This is a genomic window from Maridesulfovibrio frigidus DSM 17176 (assembly GCF_000711735.1).
GTDB lineage: Bacteria > Desulfobacterota > Desulfovibrionia > Desulfovibrionales > Desulfovibrionaceae > Maridesulfovibrio > Maridesulfovibrio frigidus.
The window spans coordinates 124,903-146,289 of sequence record NZ_JONL01000010.1 but is presented as its reverse complement, the minus strand read 5'-3'; the positions used below and the strand labels follow the sequence as shown (position 1 = coordinate 146,289).

Below are 21,387 nucleotides of genomic sequence, written 5' to 3'. Positions count from 1 at the left end.
GGGGTTGGCTCGGGCTCAACAATAGGTTCAGTAATATCATCAACAGGATCAGGTTCGGGAGTTGGCTCGGGCTCAACAATAGGTTCAGAAATATCATCAACAGGCTCAGGTGCGGGAGCTATTTCTGGCTCATTTTGCACAGAATCAGTGGTATCAGATTCAATAGAGTCACTTACAGAAACATTTAAATCATCAACTTCAGAGCCACCCTCGCCTTGTTCATGGCTAGGTGAGACTAATCTTATATCCTCACCATCGGCAACTGGTGATATGTCTTCAAATTCTACCTCTTGAAATATCTCGCGATCTTCCTGTGCGGAGGCAAGGTCATCACTTACTCTCGGAGTATATCCTCTCTGATCACGAGTTTCAGCTTCTATATCGCTGGGTTGGGAGTCATCTACTGGTATTTCGGTAGCAAAAGCATCTTTTTCAATTCCGCTATCGGCCAAGACAGTTCCGGCCATATCAGACTGTTCAGGAATTACTCTTTCAACATCTTCAATGCCAGCTTGTTCTTCCGCCGAAAGATCACGATTTTCAGTTTCCTGCAAAACAGTAAGTTCGTCTAATTCCTGCTGTTCCTTATTGTTTTCTGTTTCATCTGCCATGGCTAACTCCTGAGTAAATTATGCCCACGATTCACTCTGAAAATCTATTTATATTATTTTAAAGATGACTCTTTTTAATAATATATTACATAGCATTATATTGCACCACAACTTTTATTTCTTAATTAACGACTTAAATGTTTTATTATATACAATTAACTCTCAATAATTGGTTGCATTGAGGAAAAAGAATTACCACAAGCATAGTAAACGCCTGTTTTAAAAATTATAGATGAAATAGAGAATGGGAGTTACTTTGGTATAGTTACCGATCTAGATGCCAAGCTTCATTCCAAATCAAAATTAGATAAATACCGTATCATTAAGGGTAGGCTTTTTGTATCCTATTTTGATCGGTTGGTGGGTGATGTTATTTACCACCACCGTTGCCATTTCCTCCACCATTGCCGCTCCCGCCTCCGCCGCCACCACCGTTGCCACTACTGCCACCGCTCCCGCCAGCGTTGCCACCAGCGCTATTTCCATTTCCACCACCACCGGCACCATTTCCATTCCCGTTACCCGGAGAATCGGCAGAACCGCTTTTCGCAGAAAAAGATGCACGGCTTAGTCCAAGGCTCTTGCTATTTCCATTCCCCTGTGCACCGGGAGTACTGGCTGTTCCTGTTTCTAGATTGCGGGAAGTAAGACTGTATGCCACATCAGTCGCCAGTTCATTTTTACTTCGCACAGTATTAACAGCACCATATCTATTAGTCTGTCCCAGACCAAGAACAGAAGGATGCACACCTAATTCGTGAACTATTTCACCCCATCCCATTCCCGCATCACGCATGTCGGCAATATCCGCTGAAGTAATTCCAGCAGCCGAGGCCGCTGCAGCATCAGCAGTTTCTTTTGCAGCAGTCAAAGCTTCTTCTGCTTCGGCTATGGCGTCGGTTTCACCGAGTTCTACTGCGCTGTCATAGGCAGCCTGCGCGGCGCTTAAGTCAGCTTCTACCTGAGACAAATCTTCGGCGCTTGCCCCTGCTGCGGCTGCAGCCAGCATGTCTGCTTTTTCAAGCTGTGAGGGGCTAGTGAACCTAGATTCGATGGTATCCGTTTCTACGGTTTCATCAGCAGCTTCCTGTGTTTCAGTAGTTTCCGTACTTATTGTTTCTACTGTTTCAATAGAATCCGTAATTTCAGTATCTTGAGCACGGACTGCTGTTGCAGACAATAGCAGGGAACTTAAGAAAGCGACCATAAAGTAATATTTTATAACTCTCATTTTCAATTCTCCTTAGAGGAAGATTATTTTACTTCTGTTATAAACAACACAGTTTCATCTATTAATTTTAAACCTTCGGAGGTCTCTACTTTATCAGGAGTATCAAACCAGCTTAGAAGGATGCGATTTGAATCTATATTGGCATGCACCGCCTGAATCTGGCGACGTATTTCAATGCTCCTCATATTAGCCAGTTTCTTATCTCCTTTCACAAAGGATATTACATTGATTTTGAGATCCTTATTATTATCCATGATCGCGGCAATTACGGATGTGGACCCCATGGATTTATAACTTATATCGGCTTTACCTTTTTTGAACTCAGGAGTTTTTAATGTCAGAACTCGCTGTCCCAGAAGGTAATTGCGATAGGAGAAATCCCCCAGTGCATTTAGACGAAGAACTGCACGCATCCCCCTGACTCCATCAGGATAATATTCCAGATATTTTTTCCATTCCTCTGTCAGCTCCTTGCGTTCGCCAAGCTGCCACTTCGCTTCAGCTCTGTTAAAAAGAGCTTCCGGGTTATATGGATCTTTTTTAATTACCTTATCATAACAGGATACAGCTTCGTTCCATTTGGATTGATCAAAATAACTGTGGCCAAGATAAAGTGTTGCTGAGATATGATCAGGTTCAATTTCAATGACCTTACTATAAGACTTGAATTCACTTTCAAAATCCGCCAGAGCCCAATGATTAATTCCTAACCAAAAGTTGTATTCCGCATTATCCGGCTCAAGCTGAACAGCCGTCTTAAATGTAGGAAGTGATTTTTGAGCTTTTCCGTCAGCCAAATAGCACCTGCCCAGGAAGTAAGCTGCATCGGCATCTTGAGAATCTTCCCCGAAAGATTTCTTCATTTCATCTATACAACTGTCATATTGTCTGTTTTTCAAATAGTAGGAGCCTGTCATATAGCTGGTACATGAACACAGCATAGTTACTAAGGTTAAGGCTGTTGCAACAATCTTGACTGATTTCATTTAACGTCTCCATTAATGATTTTGCTATAATGAGCACTCATTATAATATACGTTCAGATCTGCTTATAGGTCACATTAATTTGTTTATTTTCTATTTCTTTCAGTGAAACCCATTTTAACCATCAGGTCAGCTAGTGACCCTTCTTGCTTAAGAACTTCAATAACTGAAGTGCAAAAATAAGAATCGGAGACACCTTTTAACCTAACAACAACAGCGACTCTTGAAATATTTTTCCAGCTACCGTTCAGAGAGCCGCTATCAAGTCCGGCATTGACTATTTTTTCTATCAGTTGCGGATCAAAATCGATTCGGGCCAATTCTCCGGCCATAGAAAAAGCCGTGCCGAGAGTTTCCGGACCAAGAATCATTTCATATTTTTCGATGCAATATTTTATAAATTCAGTGGACAATCCTTCGTTAGCAGCAACGGTTCCGGTAATTACAAGAGGTTGTAATGCTGTTTCACCATTTGCCGAAACAACCGTACGAATAAACAAAAAGTTGCCATGCATGCGCTGCAAGGCAGCCAGTATTAGAGGGCCGCGAACTCGTTTACCCATCCCCTCATCCAGTTTTCCGAAAAATATGTCCGCAGGATATCCCCGTTCACAAACATCAATCATAACACCAAGTATAGACTCGGCTTCTTCTGCACTGATTCTTGAATCCAGAACAGCGGCAAGGAGCCTATTGACGGATTTCTCTCCATCGGTACAAACAGAAACGCGCTCAACTGCATCTTCAAGCCCGACCGCATGAGAAATGTGAGGAAAAGCAAAACAAAACAGCACTAGCAGCAAGCAAGCAAATGAGAGGTTGTTATATTTCATATTCGCCACTTCTCACAAACTTTATTGAATTAACACTTCCAAAATCATCTTTTCTCGAAAAATCAGCTTGTGGATCAGGAACAACTTCTACTCCATTGACAAGAAAAACATACTCATGATCACCGGGCGGCAAACTGGTTTCATATACCCAGATTCCTCTTCCATTATCATAACGCATACGGGAAGATTCGGTTGACCAGCCGTTAAAAGAGCCCATAACTGAAACATGCTTTATTGAGTCTGAATGTGATGCAAATTCAAAGCGCACGGGAACAGAATGATCTTCAACCATGTGTCCCGTATCCACTTTAGGAACTAAAAAGAAAACCATCACAAGCAAAGCCGTCCCCAAAGCCATTCTTAACGGTGTCAGCCGCAGATTGAAGGGGGAATTTAGCCAACAAATAACTATTTTCCACAACGGCTTATTAGCTTTATGCACCGAATCCATAACTGACCGGGAAAATGCGTATGGGACTTTCCTTACTTCCATTTTCTTTAGTTCAGCTGCAAGCTTCAAGTCTTCTGCATTCAACTTTTCGTTCTTATTAGTCATTTAGTTCCTCCAGTCTTTTCCTGAGCATCGCAAGCCCCCTGTGAATGCGCATCTTGGTTCCACTCAGGCTTAATCCTGTTAGTTCCGCCACTTCTTTGAGGGACAGATCCTCTCTGAATCGCAAGAGAAGAGGTTCGCTGTAGCCTAAAGGGAGAGTTTCGATGAGTGCATACAGTTTTCCTGCATCTCTCATTTTTTCCATTTCCGTAATTTCATTATTCATATCGGGGTAGTCGGCTATATTTTCCGGGATATAAAAAAGATCATCACTTTTTTTATTACTACGTAAACGGTCACGGGCGACATTCAGACTGAGAACATAGAGCCATGAAAAAAAACGCCCACCATGGAATTTATTCAGTTTTTTAAAAGCCTTTAGAAAAGCCTCTTGCGCAATATCCTCTGCTTCATTTTCATCGCGGAAGAGTCTAAACATCAGATTATAAATTGGAGATTGATATTTGAGCACAAGAATTTCAAAAACTTGAACGTCACCGTTCAAGACTTTTTTCACCACAGACATTTCACTCTCAATGCTCATGTATTATGACACTTCCTTTTAATTTAAGAAATATACTGTCTATATCTATAGACGCTAATGAAAAATGATTGGTCACATTATTTCTAAAAGTTAATTTTTCCTAATAATATTGGACACAATATCGGCCCAACATGCGAATATTAATTTTCGCAACAAATTAAATTTAAACAGACACACGAGCCCCCCCCAATTTCCACACAAAATAAAAATCCACCATCCCGTAATATTACACCACCATTTCAATATCCCCGTCTTCATATTTCTTCTAGACCACATATCAAAAGCCTCGCTTCCAATTGAAAGCGAGGCTTTGTTTTTTTGTGTTTCCAACGATTATCGTTTTGATGGATTTACAATTGTCAGGCTGTCTGTTCTTCGACGTGCTCGCCTTCTTTTTGAGTCGTCACATTATGAAGTAATCATTACTTTTTTTAATATGCGATCACTAGTTTTATATTGTTTTAGACCGTTGTCTTAGAAAAGGGCTCGCACCCCTTTCTGTTCAATCAAATCAGTCAACACCTGCTTGTATGTATCAACAGAACGCGCACCGCTAAGGGCAGTATTTTCATTAAAAAACATCGTCGGGACTGAATTTACGCCAAGACTTAGCCAGTGGCTTTCACGGGTTTGTAGTTTTTTGAGAGCGTCAGTATTGCTTAATCTCTGTAATGCGTCCTCAACATTGAGGCCAACTTCTTCAAGAATCTGAGCCAGTACATCCTGGTTGGATACATCTTTACGGTTACTGAAAAAGGCATCAAACAATTGTAGTTTCAGCTCGACCTGTTTGCCTTGATCCTTTGCGTATTCAAGAAGAATATGCGCATTACGCGTGTTCACAGTGCGCATTCCTTCAAAGAAATCAAAGGTGAATCCGACATCTGCTCCATGGCTGGTCATGTTCGCAAACGTCTGGATGCTGTCACTTTTTGTTGTGCCGTATTTATTATGCATATGTTCATGCAACTCTTCGCCGTCGGGAATCATATTAGGATTAATTTCAAACGGTTCCCACTCAATTACAATTCGGTCTTCAATTCCCATTTCTGAGATGGCGTTTGCCAATCGCTTATAACCAATGATGCACCAAGGACAAGTAACGTCCGAAACAATATTAATTTTAATTTTTTCAGCCATGAGATATTCCTTTTAAACAGTGATTAGATGTTCCTTGCTCTTGATGATTTCAGTCAAAGGCTCACCCCAAAACTTGATTTCGATTCCAAGATTTCGGATGGTTTCTTTAACTCCAAGATGATTTGCACAGGCCTCACAAGCACTGAATTCTACACCCGCTTCCTGAGCCTCGGCAATCAGTTTTTGAATATGAACATCCTCCGCAGCAAGTTTAGCAGTTGATCCCCATATGATAATACGAACTTCTTTCCACCAGTTCCTTTTCATAGCATAAGTAGAGTACATCATAAGCATAAGTTCAGCAGCAACGGGATCAGCATTAGTCCATAGTATATTCAATTTGTCATTGTTCATTTTGATTCCTATCTAAAGTTGAAATCTATTATTTATTGAGCGAAACAAGAACCTTCAATACGTCAGCCGGGTCGGCACGCTGTGTGTAATCCACAGATGCAAAAGCGCAAACAATGGAACCGTCGGTATTAATTACAAATGTTGCTGGCAGCGGCACATCGAACTGCCCTTCTCCATTATGTTTTTCAAGTTCAATTCCGAAGCTTGCGTAGATAGGGCGTAGTTCTTCGGAGATGGTGAAGACAATGCCGATATCTTTTCCGTACTGAGAGTTCACGTCAGTAAGCACTTCAAAGCCTAGTTCGTTCTTCTCCATGGTGGACATGGATTCGTCTGGAAGTTCTGGCGTAATTGCAATGAGTGTTGCCCCGGTAGCTTTAATCTGCGAAAGAATTTGCTGATATGCACGTAGCTCGAGGTTACAGTAAGGGCACCATCCGCCACGGTAGAAGGTTATCACCACTGGGCCGTTTTCCCTAAGTGTAGCAAGACTTCTACTTTCTCCATTCTGGTTGGGCAGTACGAAATTCTTGAGATTTTCACCTTCTTTTGGCGCACCTTCTACAAGACCGAATTTGGCTAGTTTATCCATATCTGCAAAAATAATTTCTTTTGCTTCTTCTGGAATCATGCTCAGGGCTTGGGCCTTCAGTTCTGCCAATTCATTAGTAAGGGACATAATATTCTCCTGTTTAATTGTTTTTATTTGAATGATCGCTAAAGTGATAAGTAAAAAATATATTGATAATTCAGCCATGATCACGTTTTCTGCAAAGCTCTAGTATTCTTTTTAGTCCGTTTTAATAGGTTCTTATTTCTTTTTCGTATTTCTAAATTGCTAGTGATTATATTTAATTGGGCATCTACAAGCACCCCATTTTGAACATGCATTCAAAATAGATAGCGGACCAATAATTGTCAACAACATTTTGAATGTTAATTCAAAATGATTTAAACACTTGTATTAACGAGATATAAATTGTTTACAATCCACCAACTTAATCTCTTATGGTTTTAAGTAATGTGCTTTCAAGCAGATCCAATTCGGGCAGAAGTTAAACCAATTGCGCTGTTGTTTCTCTTGAACTTGCTCTCCATTGTGAATTACAATGAAAATAAAGTAATTCCGGCAACAATAAAAAAGTATAGCCTTCTATCAAGCAACTGAAGGCCACACGGTATCTATAAGTTAATCCTTACACTTTTATTCATAATTTAGCGCTCCTGATAAATTTAGCTCAGCACAAAAGCACAGGTAAAAAGGACGTAGCACCACTCTCTCTTGAATTATCCTTAAAAAAAATAAGGCAAAACACTAGTCAAATCAATTTTGAATGGTTACTCAAGGTGAGAGGGAATAACTAATCTCACAAATAATTTCACTAAAAGACGAGGAAAGATATGGCAAGAGCACAATTTGACAGAGCTGAAGTCATAGATAAGTCAATGCATCTTTTTTGGGAAAAAGGTTTTAATGCCGCTTCCATGCAGCAGGTGGTCAAGGCTACCGGTCTCAAGCCCGGTTCAATCTACCTCTCTTTTGGAAACAAGGAAGCCTTGTACAAAGAGTCTTTGGAAAACTACGCTCGGATGGGACTAAGCAGCATACGTGCAACGATGGATAACGCCAGAAGTGTAGGCGAAGGAATATGTACACGTCTTGAAAACCTTATTCAGGAATCTGCGAATGGGGATTACTGTAGCTGTTTTTTGGTCAAAACGCAGCTCGAATTCGGGTCTAAGCAAAATGATCTTTATGATTTTGCTCTTGCCAAACTGAATGAGGTGGAAGCCCTTTACCGCAGCTACCTTGAAAAAGAATATAGTGAAGCAGTTGCCAGAAGGCGGGCAGCCAGTATTATGCTGCACCATTTCGGAATCAGGGTTTACGGCTACCGCAGAGATTCTATTGAAACCATGCGGCAAGGAGTGCGTGAAGGATTGTCTTGGCTGCCTTGGCCGGGTTAAAAATTTAAAATGTTCAGTTTTTATAAAGCGTTCAATACATATAAAAGAAATATATCGAAATCTTAACCAGTCAGCACATCGCTCATTTATAATACTTAAATCTTAACGATAATTATCATATATTTTTTTGATAGTACCATCTTTTAAAAGCTTATGAATAGCTTCATTATACTTGGGAATTGCTTCTTTCTTACTTGGATGAAAACGAATCATCATATCCACCACATTACACGGTTTACTGATAATCAGCTGATCTTTAAGATGCTCAGTTTTAATTTTATACAAGGCAAAATCTTTATTCATGATAGACTGCTGCAAACGCCCGGCAAGTAACATCTGAATGAGTTTATTTTCGTTTTTAAGTTGATGAGCATTTATGCGACCATCAGCAAAATACGGCCCGTATACTGGATATGTATAGCCCGTAACAGTTCCCACTGTCTTGCCTAATAGATCTTCCGGTAAACTGACCGGTAAGTAATGCTTCACATCGTATAAAATAATCTGTTCAGATACGGCAAAAGGAGTAGTGTAAACACCTTGAACAGATGAAGACTTCCTCCAAGCAGGATTAGACATAGGTTCTATGTCAATTTTACCTGTATCAAATTGATAAAGAGCGCGTTTGTAGGGAAGACTGATAAATTCAAATGTGTCTCCAGTTTCTTTCGCAAGAGCATCAAAAATATCTCGAACAATACCCTTCTGAGAGCTACCATCTCCGAAATAGTAGGGAGGGAAAGATTCGGTATAGCGCATTACACGGTAAGACTTTGCAGCACTGCTATTCGCAAAAGACGGAGCTAAAATTAAAATAGCTGTAACAAGCCATATTGCAATGTATTTCATATTTTATGCCTCGAAAAGATCATCAGAGTTAAATCAATAACGAGAAATTTCTAATAGAGTTCAACAACACCAATTCTGCAGATTTATGAGCTCAAACATTCTATGTATTATATATTAATTTTAATATTTATAACATCCAATATAATAAAACAACCATTTACTATCTTTTTATGGAAGAAAAAAACCTAAATAAATCAACACTAGCTTACTCCTTCAGAGACAAAGCTATTTCATTTAAACGCTGTGAAAGATTCTTCCGCTTTTCTGAAGACATAAGCAGAGCGTCACCAATGAGTTTATCAATGGTAGCTCCGTATTCAAAGTTTTTTCCCAAGCCCCCGCAAGGAAAGGTGCATTATTTGTCAGTAACAAAACAGAATAAAAAACTTTAAGGAATAGTAGAAATACATAGAATGCTTGCAGCAAGCAGAGAAAAACAAAGTGGTGATTTTAGAATTATTTAAGGCAATACTCGATATTGCCCTTTATAAATAAACGGTCTATAAATCATATCCGCTAAATATCTAAAGCTATTCCATTATTTAGCTTTAGTCTTCATAAAAAGTTAAGAACTTAAGTATCCTAATTTTTTGTAAACCGTTTCAACTTCTATTTCAAATTAAATTGGAGTTTGCCATGTCTAATTTTGAATCTCAGCCTTTAAAATATATTCCAAAAGGATTTCAGACTATTGTGCTGAATATCGGCATTAAAGATGAGACAAAGGATTTTGTTTGTATCCATTCGGAGGTTAGATGCTGTGCCTCTGGTGTCTTCACACAAAGCAGATTTGCTGGCCCTAGCGTAAATTTAAGTAGAGAAAATGTTAAAAATGGTCATGCTCAAGCCATCGTTGCAATTTCAAAAAATGCAAATGTTGCCAATGGGGAGCAAGGAAAATTAAATGCGCAAACAATTCTAAATGAAGTTTCAAAGGCCTTATCCTTGAGCAATGAAGATATTCTTATCGGCTCTACAGGAGTCATAGGACGTCCTTACCCAATGGATAAAATATTGAGTCCTATACAAGAACTTAACAATATCCCCCCTCTTTGCGATTTCCCCGATGCTGCAAAAGGAATAATGACGACAGACACATTCGCTAAATACGCGTCAACACAAATTGGTGATGCTGTTGTGGTTGGCATAGCTAAGGGAGTCGGCATGATTGAGCCAAACATGGCGACACTTTTAACTTTCTTTTTTACGGATGCAGACATTGATAAAAAAAATCTGGATTTAATCTTTCGAAACGTAATGGATAAAACATTTAATTGCGTCAGCATTGATACCGACACTTCTACGAGCGATACAGCAACCATACTTGCAAATGGTTTGGCTGGACCTGTAGACTTGACATCTTTCGAAGCCGCTTTACTTAAAATTTCTAAACATTTAGTCAAACAGATTGCACGGGATGGCGAAGGTGCAACAAAATTAATAGAAGTCCATGTTGATCAGGCACGAGACTACCGCCAAGCTAAAAAAGTAGCCAAAATGATAGTCAATTCTCCTTTAGTAAAAACTGCTGTTCATGGAGCCGATCCGAATTGGGGCCGTATAGCGATGGCAATAGGTAAATGTGAAGACGAGATCGATATCAATCCCCAAAAAACAATTATTCGCTTTGGAGCAGTTGAAGTTTATCCAAAAAAATTATCAGATATAGATTTAGCTCAACTTGAAAAAAGTCTCATGACTGAAGAAGTCCAAATAAATGTGAGTCTGCAAACCGGCACTTCAGAAGCAACCGTGTGGGGATGTGATCTTTCTGCGGAATATGTTCGAATCAACGGAGAATATACAACATAGCTGAAGACTATTTTGACCGTTGACTTGAAGACATTCGAAGAATTCCGAAACTTGAAAGAAAGTTAAGCCACCTTTTTCCTTGATATATCCAAGTCCAAACATTCCGTCTGACCCCATGCCTGCGAAAACAACGCCGTCTGCATTCACCTGCCGGTCTTCAACTAGTGAATGGAAAATATATGGGAAAAGAGTAAACTAACCATACGACCTTTTGGCGACGGTTCCAAATGTTAAACAATAACAAAGGTAATACCACAACCGACAGGTTCATTCCTTAAAAGCTTAGTTTCAAGCCTTTTGTTTTATGGGAAACCGAAGGCAAAAGGTTGTCCCCTTATTTTCTATGGAGTTGAACGTAATTGTGCCACCGTGTTTTTTCACGATAGTGTGCGTTATGGAAAGCCCCTGCCCCGTACCTTTTCCCACCTCCTTTGTGGTGAAAAATGGGTCAAAAATTTTATTTTCATCTTCTAACGAGATACCCTTACCCGTGTCGCTGATGCATATTTTCAGGGAATCCCTATCCGTAGCTACAGATATAGAAATGGTTCCCTTTCCTCCATTCTTCTTGGCCATGGCAGAGTTGGCATGCGCAGCGTTGACCAGCACATTGAGAATAGCCTGATTAAAATCTCCGGGTACGCATTCGATCATGGGAATGTCTTTTGGAAAGTCAGTTACCACCGTGGAGTCATATTTCCATTCATTACTAGCGATTGTAATGGTGTTTTCAATTGCATCCTTGACGTCTACCAGTGTTATTGCTTCCATTCCTGGATGAGAAAACTTTTTCATGGCTTGAACAATGTGTGATATACGATCAACACCTTCCTGAGAATCGGAGATTGCCTGAGGTATTTCCTCTAGCATGTAGTCATATTGCGAAGACTCTATTGCCTTCTCTATGTCAGGCAGAAGGGAAGTTGCGTTTTGATTATTCTTGACAGATTCATAGAGTTCTTTCTGCTTTTCAAGCAATTGGACAATACTGCCAAAAGAGTCTTTTAGAAACTTCATATTTCCTGAGACGTACATAATGGGAGTGTTTATTTCATGAGCCACACCAGCTGCCAGAAGGCCTATGGATTCGAGCTTATGAGCGTATGCAAGCTGTCTTTCAAGCTCCTTTCGTTCTGTTATATCCCTGATCAATCCCATAAAACCTGTAACACTTCCGTTTGCGTCACGAACAGCAAAGATAGCGGTATCTCCCGAGAACACCTCTCCTGATTTTTTTCGAAAACGCATGGTAAAAACGATGCTCTTTCCCGATTTTCCATCTCGCCTTATAAAATCGCCCATTCGTTCAAATTCGGATTCGTTTTCATAAACTACCAAGGTTTTTTGACCCTTGATATCATCTAAACTGTAGCCAAATAAATCACTGAAAGCCGGGTTCATATCGACGACAAGGCGATCCATGTCGGCAATAATTATTGCATCCCGGATTGATCCATATAATAGCTGATACTTCTCCCGAGCTTGCTCCTCCTGCTCTATTCTGGCTCTTTGTTCACTTATATCCTGAAAAGCGCCTCCGATCTTGACGATACGACTATTTGTATAAACAGGTTCACCCAGAGCTCTGACCCACAACTTACGGCCTTTGGCAGTCACAATTTCTAGTTCGAGGTCAAATGGTTCACCTTCTTCAATACAACGTTTGACGGCCTCGGCTATGATTGATTGATGTTGCGGCTTATAGAAATCAAGCGCATTATCCAAATTGGGTATAAAATCTCGCTCGACTTCATGGATACGATACGTTTCATATGTCCAATACAGTTTCATGGTGTCCAGCTCCAATTCCCAGCCGCCCACCTTTGAAAGATGCTGGGTCAAGGCTAGAATAGCTTCACTCCTTTGTATTCTTTGCTTAACTTTTATTCGCTCAGTAACATCGTTGAAAATAGCAACCAGCTCGCCGTTTGGCTGTCTATAAACGTTATTCTCGTAAAACCGTTCACCATTGGATCCGATATACCGGATATGCGGCAACACTTCATTTTCACCCGTTTTCCACACGCGGTAAAATACATCCATAAGATCTGTTTCGAGGATGCTGGGAAATACCTCGGAGACCAGTTTGCCGCGTACATCTTCAAAAGTTACATTTGCTAATGCTTCTGCGGTTGGATTCATATCTTTGATAATAAAATCAGAGCCTTGATTAAATGATTCATATACGACAAGTCCCGATGGCATATATTCAAACAACGAACGAAAGTACTTGCGGCTTTCATCCGCCTCAATGCTTCGTTTTTTTAGGAGCTGCTCGCTTTCTTCAAGAGCCTTTCGGTTGAAATAGAGGTTTACAAAAAGCCGTACTTTACTGATTAGAATATTAATATTTACAGGCTTGAATATATAATCTGCAGCTCCAAGCTTGTATCCTTCAGCAATACTATCCGAATCCTTATAAACAGCAGTGACAAATAAAACGGGGATCTTGCGCAGAATCTCGCTCTCGCGCATACGCCTAAGAACCTCTAGCCCATCAATGCCGGGTAAGAGCATATCGAGGATGGCTAAAGCATATTCGTGCTCCTCAAAAAGTTGTAGAGCTTCCTCTCCAGTGGTGGCGCATATTGCAACAAGATTGCTCTCCATTTCCAACATCGCTTTCAACAGATGCAAATTTGTTGGGTCATCATCCAGAATAAGTATGTATGCTTTGTCGTGGTTCATATCCTCCCCCGGAGATGATATTATGTGCCAATTGTAAGTGCATTAAGGTAGATGCTTATTGCTTTCTATACAAAACCCGCTTCAACCCATCTTTTAAGCTGTGAATACTAACAGGCTTGGCAATATAATCATTCATGCCACTATCAATAAATTTCTCCCTATCGCCACTCATTGCATATGCTGTCATCGCTATAATAGGAATATTCTTTGTTTCGTCACCGGCTTCCCCGCATCTGATTGCTTGTGTTGCTTCAATACCGTCCATGATTGGCATTTGGACATCCATGAACACAATATCAAAAGAGTCATCTTTCAGCGCATCTATAACCGCTGCTCCATTTGTGACCGGTTTAACAATGCAACCGAGATTTTCCAAAAGCCTTGCGCCTGCCAAACTGCTGACTCTATCATCTTCCGCCAAGAGAACTCGCACACTTGAACAATCAAAGTTTTCAATTTCTGCCAAGGCCGAAGAGCGTGAGGCTTGGCTTTCAGCCACTATGAACGGTATGCTTAGATAGAAAGAAGCTCCTTTGCCCAATTCACTCTCCACTGAAATACCGCCGTCCATCATTCCTATCAGCCGCTTACAGATAGACAACCCAAGTCCCGCTCCATGCTGGCCACGTCTAAAGTCCTCTGAACCTTGGGTAAAAGGTTCAAACAAGATCTCAGCAACTTCTTCTGATATGCCCATGCCCGTATCCACAACTGAAAACAGAATTCGGGCATACTCCTGTCGCGGAGAAGCCAAAAGACTAGCCTCTACTGTAACACTTCCCGAGTGGGTAAATTTCAAAGCATTGCCGATCAGGTTAGTAAATATTTGCTGTAAGCGGACCTTATCGCCCATAACCCAGGGAGGGACATCTGAATCAAAATGCAGGCGAAGTTCCACATTGGCTTGATTGGCGTTGGGCAAAAACAACTGCATAACTTCCCGGACAGCTTTCTCAAGTTGAAAGGGGGCGGATTGAATCTGAGTTTTTCCGGCTTCAACCCTCGACAAGTCAAGAATATCTGAAAGCAGCCGGGTCAAACGTTTGGATGATTCAATTCCAATGGCGGCATATTTTTGTTGGGTTTCGTTAAGTGTGGTCATTTGCAAGAGTTGAAGCATACCCATAATGCCATTAATCGGAGTACGTATTTCATGGCTCATGTTAGCCAGAAACTCCGACTTGGCGTGATTCGCAGCCTCGGCCATTTCCTTCGCGTTCTTCAAGGAATCCACCAACGCTCTATATTCCGTCAAATCAGTCACACAAATGAGAAATTCCTTATCCAAAGGCATAAGTGTGAACTCAGCATCCCTGAACTCTCCATCCTTACGCCGCATGCGCCATTCCTGCGGAGTAATTTCCTGATTTGTTTCTGAGGCCTCTTTCACAACGCTCATCCATGATTGTATTACTTTGGCCCTATATTCGAGGTCTGGGTAAGCCGCTTCCCACCACTCTTGGGCGGTACGAACATCATCAAGCGTATATCCGAAAGTTTTAGTAAAAGAATCATTGTAAAATAATACTTCGGTATAAGCGGAATTCAAAATAGCCATTGGGTGTGGAGTCTTGGTCACAACCTTGCGCAAATAGGCTTCACTCTTAGCCAAATCAGATTGTGACCGTTTGAGTTCTGTAATGTCCTGAATTACTCCGTACACTCGTAAGGGATTTCCTTTGTTGTCTCGTTCAATCTTTGCTTTCGAAATAATCTGCTTACGAGCTGAACCGTCAGCTGGTTGAATATCAAATTCAAGACTGTATGGCTTATCTTTATCAATTAAATCAACAAGGGCCTGATGAACTCGTTCTTTTTCAGGAATACACGCCTCTATATCATCAACGGGAAGCAGGTTTGAAGTAGGATGTTCGATCCCGTATATATCAAAACCTTCATCTGAACCCCATATTTCTCCCGTCTGAAGGTCGAATTCCCAACTACCGACCTTGGCCAAACGATGAGCTTCTTGAAGACGCACCTCACTCCTTCTAAGAGATTCATCCACTTGTTTTTGTTTAGTAATATCCGAAAAGATACAATGCGTACACGCAAACGCCCCATTCTCATCAAGTTGCACTCTTCCGGTAAAGGAGACATCCCTTTCCTTTCCATCTTTATGCATCATTTTGAAATCAACACCATTGATGAGGCATGCATCCTTAAACATTGGAAAGTTTCTATCAAAATCTTCTTTAGAGCTATCTATGAGAAAGTCTCCAAACCAATTCCCGACGACTTCGTCCTTGGTGTACCCCAAAGTCTGCAACCATTTCTTGTTTACATCTAGAAAGTAACCGTGTTCGTTTAGAGACTGGTATGGAAGCGGTGCGTTTTCGAACATCAAGCGGAATCGTTTTTCACTGCTTTTAAGCTCAGCATTAGCCTGCTTGAGATCAGTTATATCCACGTGGGTTCCAATCATTCTCACTGCCTTTCCTTCAGCATTGAAAATGGCTTTAGCCCGACTTAGAATGTCTACCCAATGACCTTCTTTATGCTGCATCTTGAATTCAATTTCAAAACGCTCACGAACCTTATTGATCATTTCCTGTTGCATTTTCCAGCATAGCTCAACATCCTCGGGCTTAGTTAGGTTTTCCCATATGCTAACATCATTGGACAGTTCATCGTCATCATAGCCCAACATTTTTTTCCAACCCGGTGAATAGTAAATTTCGTTGGTTACAAGGTTCCAATCATACAAACCATCCTGAGCAGCAGCCATTGCTAGATCAAAGCGTTGTTCACTTTCTTTTATTGTATTTATTTTTAATTTTATTAATCGACGAAGTGAGTGAATCCACAACAATGCAAGCACTAGTACCAAAGAGATAAGAGCTAAACCAACAAGGATAATCCGCTCAAATCGCTCTTTTTCTGCCAACTTACGTTTTTCTGGTGCGTATATAAACTTAAGAGAATCAAATTTATTTTTAACAAGGCCAGTTTTTTTCAAGTATTGATGTATCTTACTCCACCGATCAGAATTTATATGCCCCAAGTCAACGACGGGATACAAAGTGAGATCATAGACCCCTTTTGCTTGAAAAGTATTAAATTTCTTTAAATCATTAACCGGGGCGATCCGAGGCAACTCCGCTACTATTCTATCTGCTATCTCCTGCGGATGATTAAGGGCATATTTCCATCCCCTAATACTTGCGCGCATAAACGCCTCAACCATATCAGGGTCACTCTCGATCACGTTCTCAGTCGTGAATAATGAATCTCCATAGAAATCGATACCATACTGAGAAGGATTAATGATGCGGGGGGTGATTCCAGCTTCCGAAAGTTCGTAAGGAAAAGAAATACTATAGCCCGGAACAATGTCCACTTTCCCATTGAGAAGATTTGATATTCCAGGAGTATGCTTGTGAGGAATGACTGCTTCCGGATCAATCCCTTCGGATCTTAGCATGGCTTGCAGCTCTACATCGATAAGATCGTTGACCCTTCTCGCGACCTTAAGCCGAGCGAAATCAGCCAGAGAGTTGATAGGAGTTTCGGCCAAAGCGTAGAAAGCTGCCGGGCTCTGCTGAAAAATTGATAACACGAGAACCAAAGGGATTCCCTTATCTCGTGCGATAAGAACATCAGCGGCACCAATGCCGAACTGAGCACGCCCTTTATCTACTTCTGTAATAGCCGAGAGAATCTCATTCTGTGGGGTGATAGCCGACCTAATTTCTACATCTAAGCCTTCCTGACTATAATACCCCATCCATTTGGCGGCAAGATACCCGGCAAACTGGTATTGATAGTCCCAGCGGAGTTGCAAAGTAACTTTTTTTTCCGCCCATGCGCTGGAACTACTTAAAATTAAGAACGAAAAAATTAGGAAACCTAATTTGCTTATATAGTTCATATTTACACTAATTCCCCCATGGCCAGACGTCCTTTAAAACATTGAAACGACCAAGCCACTGAACGATATATAAATTGTATTTCTAAAATTTATATAACATTAAAATTTATTCTTGGGGGATTTTTTAATGGGCCCCAAAGCACCCATCCCCCTTGAAGTCATAATGTATTACAATATATGCTCGCTATATATCTTCTCGTAAACTTCTAAACACCTGACTACTGCAGAGGTCTTCATTAATATATCCATGCTCGAGAGCAAATATAACTGTATAACTACAGCCTTTGCATTGACACGATTCAAACAGCTATATAAATGTTATCTCTTTCACGTTTAGCAACACAACTTGGAGAAAACTAAAATATGGGGAGTAAGAGACAGGAATCCTTAGGAAAAGAGATAGCCCATTACTTCAGCAGCATGCTCCTAAAACAAATAATTGGCCTCCTTGTGGCCGTGCTCCGCCCCAAATTTCTCACTCCAGAACAATTCGGCCTATTCAGCCTTCTCAAGATCATTCCTAACTATGCTTCTTACGTCCATCTTGGATCTAGCACCTCTGCCCGCTACTCAATACCGCAAATGATAGCTGAAGGTAGAAAACGCGAAATTGCAGCAGTTGAAGGCTCCATTTTCTTCGGTAACCTCGGTGCGAATATACTTTTCATCCTATTTTTCATTGGTATATCTTGGCCTGAGGCCGTCTCCCCCGAAGAACGAACTGGGATTCTTGCCATCGGGATGGTTATCTTAATCACATGGCATAATGATTTTTGCGTTACCCTTCTCAAGGCGCGGCAAAGATTTGATCTTGTAGGGCGCACCAACTATCTTGCGGCAACGGCCACATTTGCGACCCTACCTCTTGTATATTTCTTTGAAATTTACGGATTATTTGTATCCATGATCACCAGCGTACTCTTTGTAGCAGCCTTCTTGAGAGCTCCAACCCTTGTAAGTCCAGGTTTTAAATTCAATTGGAACACATACGTAGACCTAATACGCAAAGGGTTCCCCATCATGGCTCTAGGTGTCGTGCTTATGTTCATTCGCACAACAGACCGCTTAATTATTTCTGGATTTATGGGTAACGAACAATTAGGATACTATGGTGTGGGCGCCATGATTTTCAACCTTCTCATGCAACTGCCTACAGTCAGCCGAGAAGTTATTGAACCGAGACTAATGCAGTCGCTATCTTCAAAGACAGCAAGTGAAAACCTTCAAGAATTTCTCATCAGACCACTGATCAATACCGCATACTTGATGCCCTTTCTTGTAGGCGGAGCATTCTTTGGCTCCCCCATAGTGATTAGTTGGTTACTACCAAAATACGCGGCTGGCATTCCGGCAACCCAGATATTAATGACTGGCTCTTTTTTTCTTGGGCTTTGCTATATAACACGAGGCATCATTGTCGCACAGAACTGGCAGTTGGCAGCTCTGCGCCCTGCGGGCATAGTGCTGGTGGTAAATGTACTCCTTTGCGCAACAGCAGCTTACGCCGGCTTTGGGATCGAAGGAGTGGCAATCTCTTCCACAATTTCACTTGCTCTACTATTCAGCTTGTTACTCCGCTTTATTCAACAGCAAGCCGGATATAAAGCAGCAAACTGGACACGTTTGATTTTTCTTTTGGCACTCCCGGCCACCCTCATGTATCTGCTTTTAGTAAGTTATCGTATGCTGGCAGGATCACAGTGGTCATCCCTTAGTGCAAATGCACTCGGGTTAGTCGTATATATGCCAATTGTGGCACTTGTTACCTTACTAGCAATTAGCCGATTCCCCGAACTTGAAGGGCTTCGTTTCTGGAAAAAACATAGTGAGAGCTGAACCAATGACAAAAACAGCAGTAGATTTCAAAATATATGATTTGCTCCGAATACAAGGTAGCAATCTGCCAAAACACTTAGTTACAGCATTAGTAAACGATTACGGACATTTCATGGAGACTGATGATACTCCCGCGACTAACTTACATCTAAAACCAATCTCACAATTAGAACTTCCTCCCCATCTCTTTCAAAAAAGAAAAAATTTGATGGAACAGCACTATATTTTGGAATACAAGGACAAACTATACGCAGTACTCCTTCATCGAAATAAACCAGACTGCCTACTGACTCTGCAGGAACCTTACACCCTATATTTCACAAATCGTAAAAAATGCGCAAGCGCAGTGCTTGATATGCTCTTTACAGGAGTCGATATAATTCTGCGCGACACTTCAAACGCCCTTCTCTGCAAAGGAGCTGTCGTTGTACAGGACGGCAAGGCTGTTGTGCTGACAGGAATAAGCGGAGCCGGAAAAACCAGCATATTGATGAATCTCCTGCACGACGGATGGAGTTACCTGAGCGATAATACATTTATCCTACATAAGAACCGAGCTATGTGTTTTCGCAGGCATCTTGTTATGCACCACTATCATTTAAAAAAATTCAGTGATGTTTACAAAGAAACCAAGCCGGAAAAACCAATAAAGAAATTATTCCGCCAAACTCTGTACAGATTACTGCCACATATGCCTAAGATTCTTCAGTCCAGTCAAAAAATAAACAGGCTGGCAAATCCGTACATACGAGTCACTCCAGAAGACTTTCGTTCTGAAATTGATGCGGTAAATATAGCCCCTATTTCGCACTGGATTTGTCTAACTCCGGCCGACAAGTATTATTCCTCAGTTCTGTTGCGGAAACAGCTTATAGATCAATTACAGTCGGTATTGGACTTAACGCACAAAGTTTACCACAATTTTCGAAGGTTCAGCGTACTATACAATAAGTACTCACTTAATCAGGAGCATAAAATACTAGATGATAATATCGACTCTGGAACATTTTATATGATCTCCTTGTCGGGGACACAGGATTTTAACTCGCAGTATCTCCAGCTAAAGAATGAAATTAGTATTACTAAATCTATTTCTAAAACTAAAAGCAACTGAACTTATCCTTCGACAACTCCGAACACAGCTATGAGAATTAAAGTATTGAATACAGCAAGCTTAATTATACCGACATACAATCGACCCTATGACCTTGAAAATTGTCTACGCTCCATTCTCAGCCAGACCCAACGACCTGAAGAGCTTATCGTGGTGGACGATGGAAACCTTGAATCGGTCCCGCTTTGGGATGAGCTCGAGCATGCCGGAATCAGCTGCCACTATGTACGCAAAGACAAACCCGGGCTGACAGAGTCGCGGAATCTCGGAGTATCGCTTGCCACACAAGATATTCTTTTTTTTCTGGATGATGATGTTATTCTGGAAAACGAATATCTTGCTGAAATAATGAAAGCTTATAGTAATGACCCGGATAATAATGTTGGCGGGGTCGGCGGAGCTATTACCAACAAACCCCAATTAACCTTCATCCGTAAAGCAAGACGTATGTGGAATATTCCTTTCTTAGTCTGCGGTTTCAATGAAGGAAAAGTTCTGCCCTCAGGGTTTGGTACTGACTTTGGAACCACTCCCTACCCTCTGATGAAAACAACCGAAGTGGACTTTTTAGATGGAGGGGTAAGTTCTTATCGGCGGGAAATTTTTAACGAATTTGTTTTTACAGATGCCTATAGAAAATTTGGCTTCGGAGAAGACAAAGATTTTAGCTATAGAGTTTCGCGCAAGTATCGCCTATTATTTACCCCAAAAGCGAGACTCGTTCATCTAGAATCTTCGACTATGCGTCCGGATAAGCGCACATGGGGACGAAAATTCATAATTGGAAGGTGGCTTTTCTTCCGTGATTTTCTCCAGAAAAATTCATGGAGCAAGATGTTTTTTGCATGGGCAGTTTTCGGTTATCTGCTAGACAGAACAGTAATTGCCAGCCTCAAGCTATCCAAAGAGGAGTGGCGTAGGGTTCTAGGAATCCTTGATGCAATCAATCTTCTTTTACGCGGAAAAATTGAACCATAAATGTTCCCTCTACCTATGCTT

17 protein-coding genes and 1 pseudogene are annotated in these 21,387 nt (G+C 41.1%); 5 read left to right on the top strand and 13 right to left on the bottom strand.

Going from position 1 to position 21,387, the window contains the following annotated elements:
- The 9 genes and pseudogenes from BR06_RS0117485 to BR06_RS0117445 all read right to left on the bottom strand — a co-directional run.
- Positions 1-611: pseudogene (locus BR06_RS0117485) on the bottom strand (hypothetical protein); the annotation flags it as partial.
- A 370-nt stretch (positions 612-981) separates the two neighbouring features.
- Positions 982-1,842, bottom strand: coding sequence for a hypothetical protein (locus BR06_RS20640; RefSeq protein ID WP_034603114.1), 861 nt, complete (start codon positions 1,840-1,842; stop codon positions 982-984).
- Between the two features lie 23 nt (positions 1,843-1,865).
- A complete protein-coding gene (locus BR06_RS0117475) occupies positions 1,866-2,828 on the bottom strand; it encodes a tetratricopeptide repeat protein (RefSeq protein WP_031485396.1) in 963 nt (320 codons plus the stop codon).
- 84 nt (positions 2,829-2,912) lie between these two features.
- A complete protein-coding gene (locus BR06_RS0117470; RefSeq protein WP_031485394.1) occupies positions 2,913-3,659 on the bottom strand; it encodes a hypothetical protein in 747 nt (248 codons plus the stop codon).
- A complete protein-coding gene (locus tag BR06_RS0117465; RefSeq protein WP_031485393.1) occupies positions 3,649-4,215 on the bottom strand; it encodes a hypothetical protein in 567 nt (188 codons plus the stop codon). The genes BR06_RS0117470 and BR06_RS0117465 overlap by 11 nt, the downstream gene beginning before the upstream one ends.
- Positions 4,208-4,756, bottom strand: coding sequence for an RNA polymerase sigma factor (locus tag BR06_RS0117460; protein WP_031485391.1), 549 nt, complete (start codon positions 4,754-4,756; stop codon positions 4,208-4,210). Before BR06_RS0117460 ends, BR06_RS0117465 begins: the two co-directional genes overlap by 8 nt.
- A gap of 474 nt (positions 4,757-5,230) precedes the next feature.
- Complete coding sequence (locus BR06_RS0117455; protein WP_031485389.1) at positions 5,231-5,896, bottom strand: DsbA family oxidoreductase; 666 nt, start codon at positions 5,894-5,896, stop codon at positions 5,231-5,233.
- 12 nt (positions 5,897-5,908) lie between these two features.
- Positions 5,909-6,250: a DsrE family protein gene (locus BR06_RS0117450; RefSeq protein ID WP_031485387.1), complete on the bottom strand. Its 342-nt coding sequence runs from the start codon at positions 6,248-6,250 to the stop codon at positions 5,909-5,911.
- Between the two features lie 28 nt (positions 6,251-6,278).
- Complete coding sequence (locus BR06_RS0117445) at positions 6,279-6,929, bottom strand: peroxiredoxin-like family protein (protein WP_031485385.1); 651 nt, start codon at positions 6,927-6,929, stop codon at positions 6,279-6,281.
- Positions 6,930-7,651: 722 nt separating this feature from the next.
- Here BR06_RS0117445 and BR06_RS0117440 point away from each other — a divergent pair.
- Positions 7,652-8,218 (top strand): TetR/AcrR family transcriptional regulator, encoded by a 567-nt coding sequence (locus BR06_RS0117440; RefSeq protein ID WP_031485383.1) that lies wholly within the window; start codon positions 7,652-7,654, stop codon positions 8,216-8,218.
- A 102-nt stretch (positions 8,219-8,320) separates the two neighbouring features.
- Here BR06_RS0117440 and BR06_RS0117435 read toward each other — a convergent pair whose 3' ends face one another.
- Positions 8,321-9,067, bottom strand: coding sequence for a substrate-binding periplasmic protein (locus BR06_RS0117435; protein WP_031485381.1), 747 nt, complete (start codon positions 9,065-9,067; stop codon positions 8,321-8,323).
- 636 nt (positions 9,068-9,703) lie between these two features.
- On the opposite strand from BR06_RS0117435, the gene argJ reads away from it, so the two are divergent.
- A complete protein-coding gene (gene argJ, locus BR06_RS0117425) occupies positions 9,704-10,879 on the top strand; it encodes a bifunctional glutamate N-acetyltransferase/amino-acid acetyltransferase ArgJ (RefSeq protein WP_031485379.1) in 1,176 nt (391 codons plus the stop codon).
- Here the strand turns inward: argJ and BR06_RS20970 are convergent.
- The 3 genes from BR06_RS20970 to BR06_RS19935 all read right to left on the bottom strand — a co-directional run bounded on the left by BR06_RS20970 (position 10,808) and on the right by BR06_RS19935 (position 17,438).
- Positions 10,808-11,056, bottom strand: a complete 249-nt coding sequence (locus BR06_RS20970; protein WP_084154241.1) for a chemotaxis protein CheB — start codon at positions 11,054-11,056, stop codon at positions 10,808-10,810. The genes argJ and BR06_RS20970 overlap by 72 nt on opposite strands.
- A gap of 111 nt (positions 11,057-11,167) precedes the next feature.
- Positions 11,168-13,567 carry a PAS domain S-box protein gene (locus tag BR06_RS19940; protein WP_051677175.1) on the bottom strand — a complete coding sequence of 800 codons (2,400 nt, stop codon included), beginning with the start codon at positions 13,565-13,567 and terminating at the stop codon, positions 11,168-11,170.
- 55 nt (positions 13,568-13,622) lie between these two features.
- Positions 13,623-17,438 carry a PAS domain S-box protein gene (locus BR06_RS19935; RefSeq protein WP_051677174.1) on the bottom strand — a complete coding sequence of 1,272 codons (3,816 nt, stop codon included), beginning with the start codon at positions 17,436-17,438 and terminating at the stop codon, positions 13,623-13,625.
- A 363-nt stretch (positions 17,439-17,801) separates the two neighbouring features.
- Here BR06_RS19935 and BR06_RS0117410 point away from each other — a divergent pair, with 363 nt between their 5' ends.
- Genes BR06_RS0117410 through BR06_RS0117400 form a run of 3 tightly spaced genes read left to right on the top strand, consistent with a single transcriptional unit; the run spans position 17,802 to position 21,366 of the window.
- Positions 17,802-19,274 carry an oligosaccharide flippase family protein gene (locus tag BR06_RS0117410; RefSeq protein ID WP_031485374.1) on the top strand — a complete coding sequence of 491 codons (1,473 nt, stop codon included), beginning with the start codon at positions 17,802-17,804 and terminating at the stop codon, positions 19,272-19,274.
- 4 nt (positions 19,275-19,278) lie between these two features.
- Positions 19,279-20,388 (top strand): hypothetical protein, encoded by a 1,110-nt coding sequence (locus BR06_RS0117405; RefSeq protein ID WP_156952731.1) that lies wholly within the window; start codon positions 19,279-19,281, stop codon positions 20,386-20,388.
- Positions 20,389-20,418: 30 nt separating this feature from the next.
- Positions 20,419-21,366 (top strand): glycosyltransferase family 2 protein, encoded by a 948-nt coding sequence (locus BR06_RS0117400; RefSeq protein ID WP_084154239.1) that lies wholly within the window; start codon positions 20,419-20,421, stop codon positions 21,364-21,366.
- The last annotated feature ends 21 nt before the right edge of the window (positions 21,367-21,387 follow it).

Bases quoted from the DNA above. Each gene is read 5' to 3' on its own strand.
- BR06_RS0117405 (WP_156952731.1), top strand. From the start codon at position 19,279: ATGACAAAAACAGCAGTAGATTTCAAAATATATGATTTGCTCCGAATA.
- BR06_RS20640 (WP_034603114.1), bottom strand. From the start codon at position 1,842: ATGAGAGTTATAAAATATTACTTTATGGTCGCTTTCTTAAGTTCCCTG.
- BR06_RS0117435 (WP_031485381.1), bottom strand. From the start codon at position 9,067: ATGAAATACATTGCAATATGGCTTGTTACAGCTATTTTAATTTTAGCT.
- BR06_RS0117440 (WP_031485383.1), top strand. From the start codon at position 7,652: ATGGCAAGAGCACAATTTGACAGAGCTGAAGTCATAGATAAGTCAATG.
- BR06_RS0117445 (WP_031485385.1), bottom strand. From the start codon at position 6,929: ATGTCCCTTACTAATGAATTGGCAGAACTGAAGGCCCAAGCCCTGAGC.
- BR06_RS0117465 (WP_031485393.1), bottom strand. From the start codon at position 4,215: ATGACTAATAAGAACGAAAAGTTGAATGCAGAAGACTTGAAGCTTGCA.
- BR06_RS19935 (WP_051677174.1), bottom strand. From the start codon at position 17,438: ATGAACTATATAAGCAAATTAGGTTTCCTAATTTTTTCGTTCTTAATT.
- BR06_RS0117450 (WP_031485387.1), bottom strand. From the start codon at position 6,250: ATGAACAATGACAAATTGAATATACTATGGACTAATGCTGATCCCGTT.
- BR06_RS19940 (WP_051677175.1), bottom strand. From the start codon at position 13,567: ATGAACCACGACAAAGCATACATACTTATTCTGGATGATGACCCAACA.
- argJ (WP_031485379.1), top strand. From the start codon at position 9,704: ATGTCTAATTTTGAATCTCAGCCTTTAAAATATATTCCAAAAGGATTT.
- BR06_RS0117475 (WP_031485396.1), bottom strand. From the start codon at position 2,828: ATGAAATCAGTCAAGATTGTTGCAACAGCCTTAACCTTAGTAACTATG.
- BR06_RS0117460 (WP_031485391.1), bottom strand. From the start codon at position 4,756: ATGAGCATTGAGAGTGAAATGTCTGTGGTGAAAAAAGTCTTGAACGGT.
- BR06_RS0117400 (WP_084154239.1), top strand. From the start codon at position 20,419: ATGAGAATTAAAGTATTGAATACAGCAAGCTTAATTATACCGACATAC.
- BR06_RS0117470 (WP_031485394.1), bottom strand. From the start codon at position 3,659: ATGAAATATAACAACCTCTCATTTGCTTGCTTGCTGCTAGTGCTGTTT.
- BR06_RS0117455 (WP_031485389.1), bottom strand. From the start codon at position 5,896: ATGGCTGAAAAAATTAAAATTAATATTGTTTCGGACGTTACTTGTCCT.
- BR06_RS0117410 (WP_031485374.1), top strand. From the start codon at position 17,802: ATGGGGAGTAAGAGACAGGAATCCTTAGGAAAAGAGATAGCCCATTAC.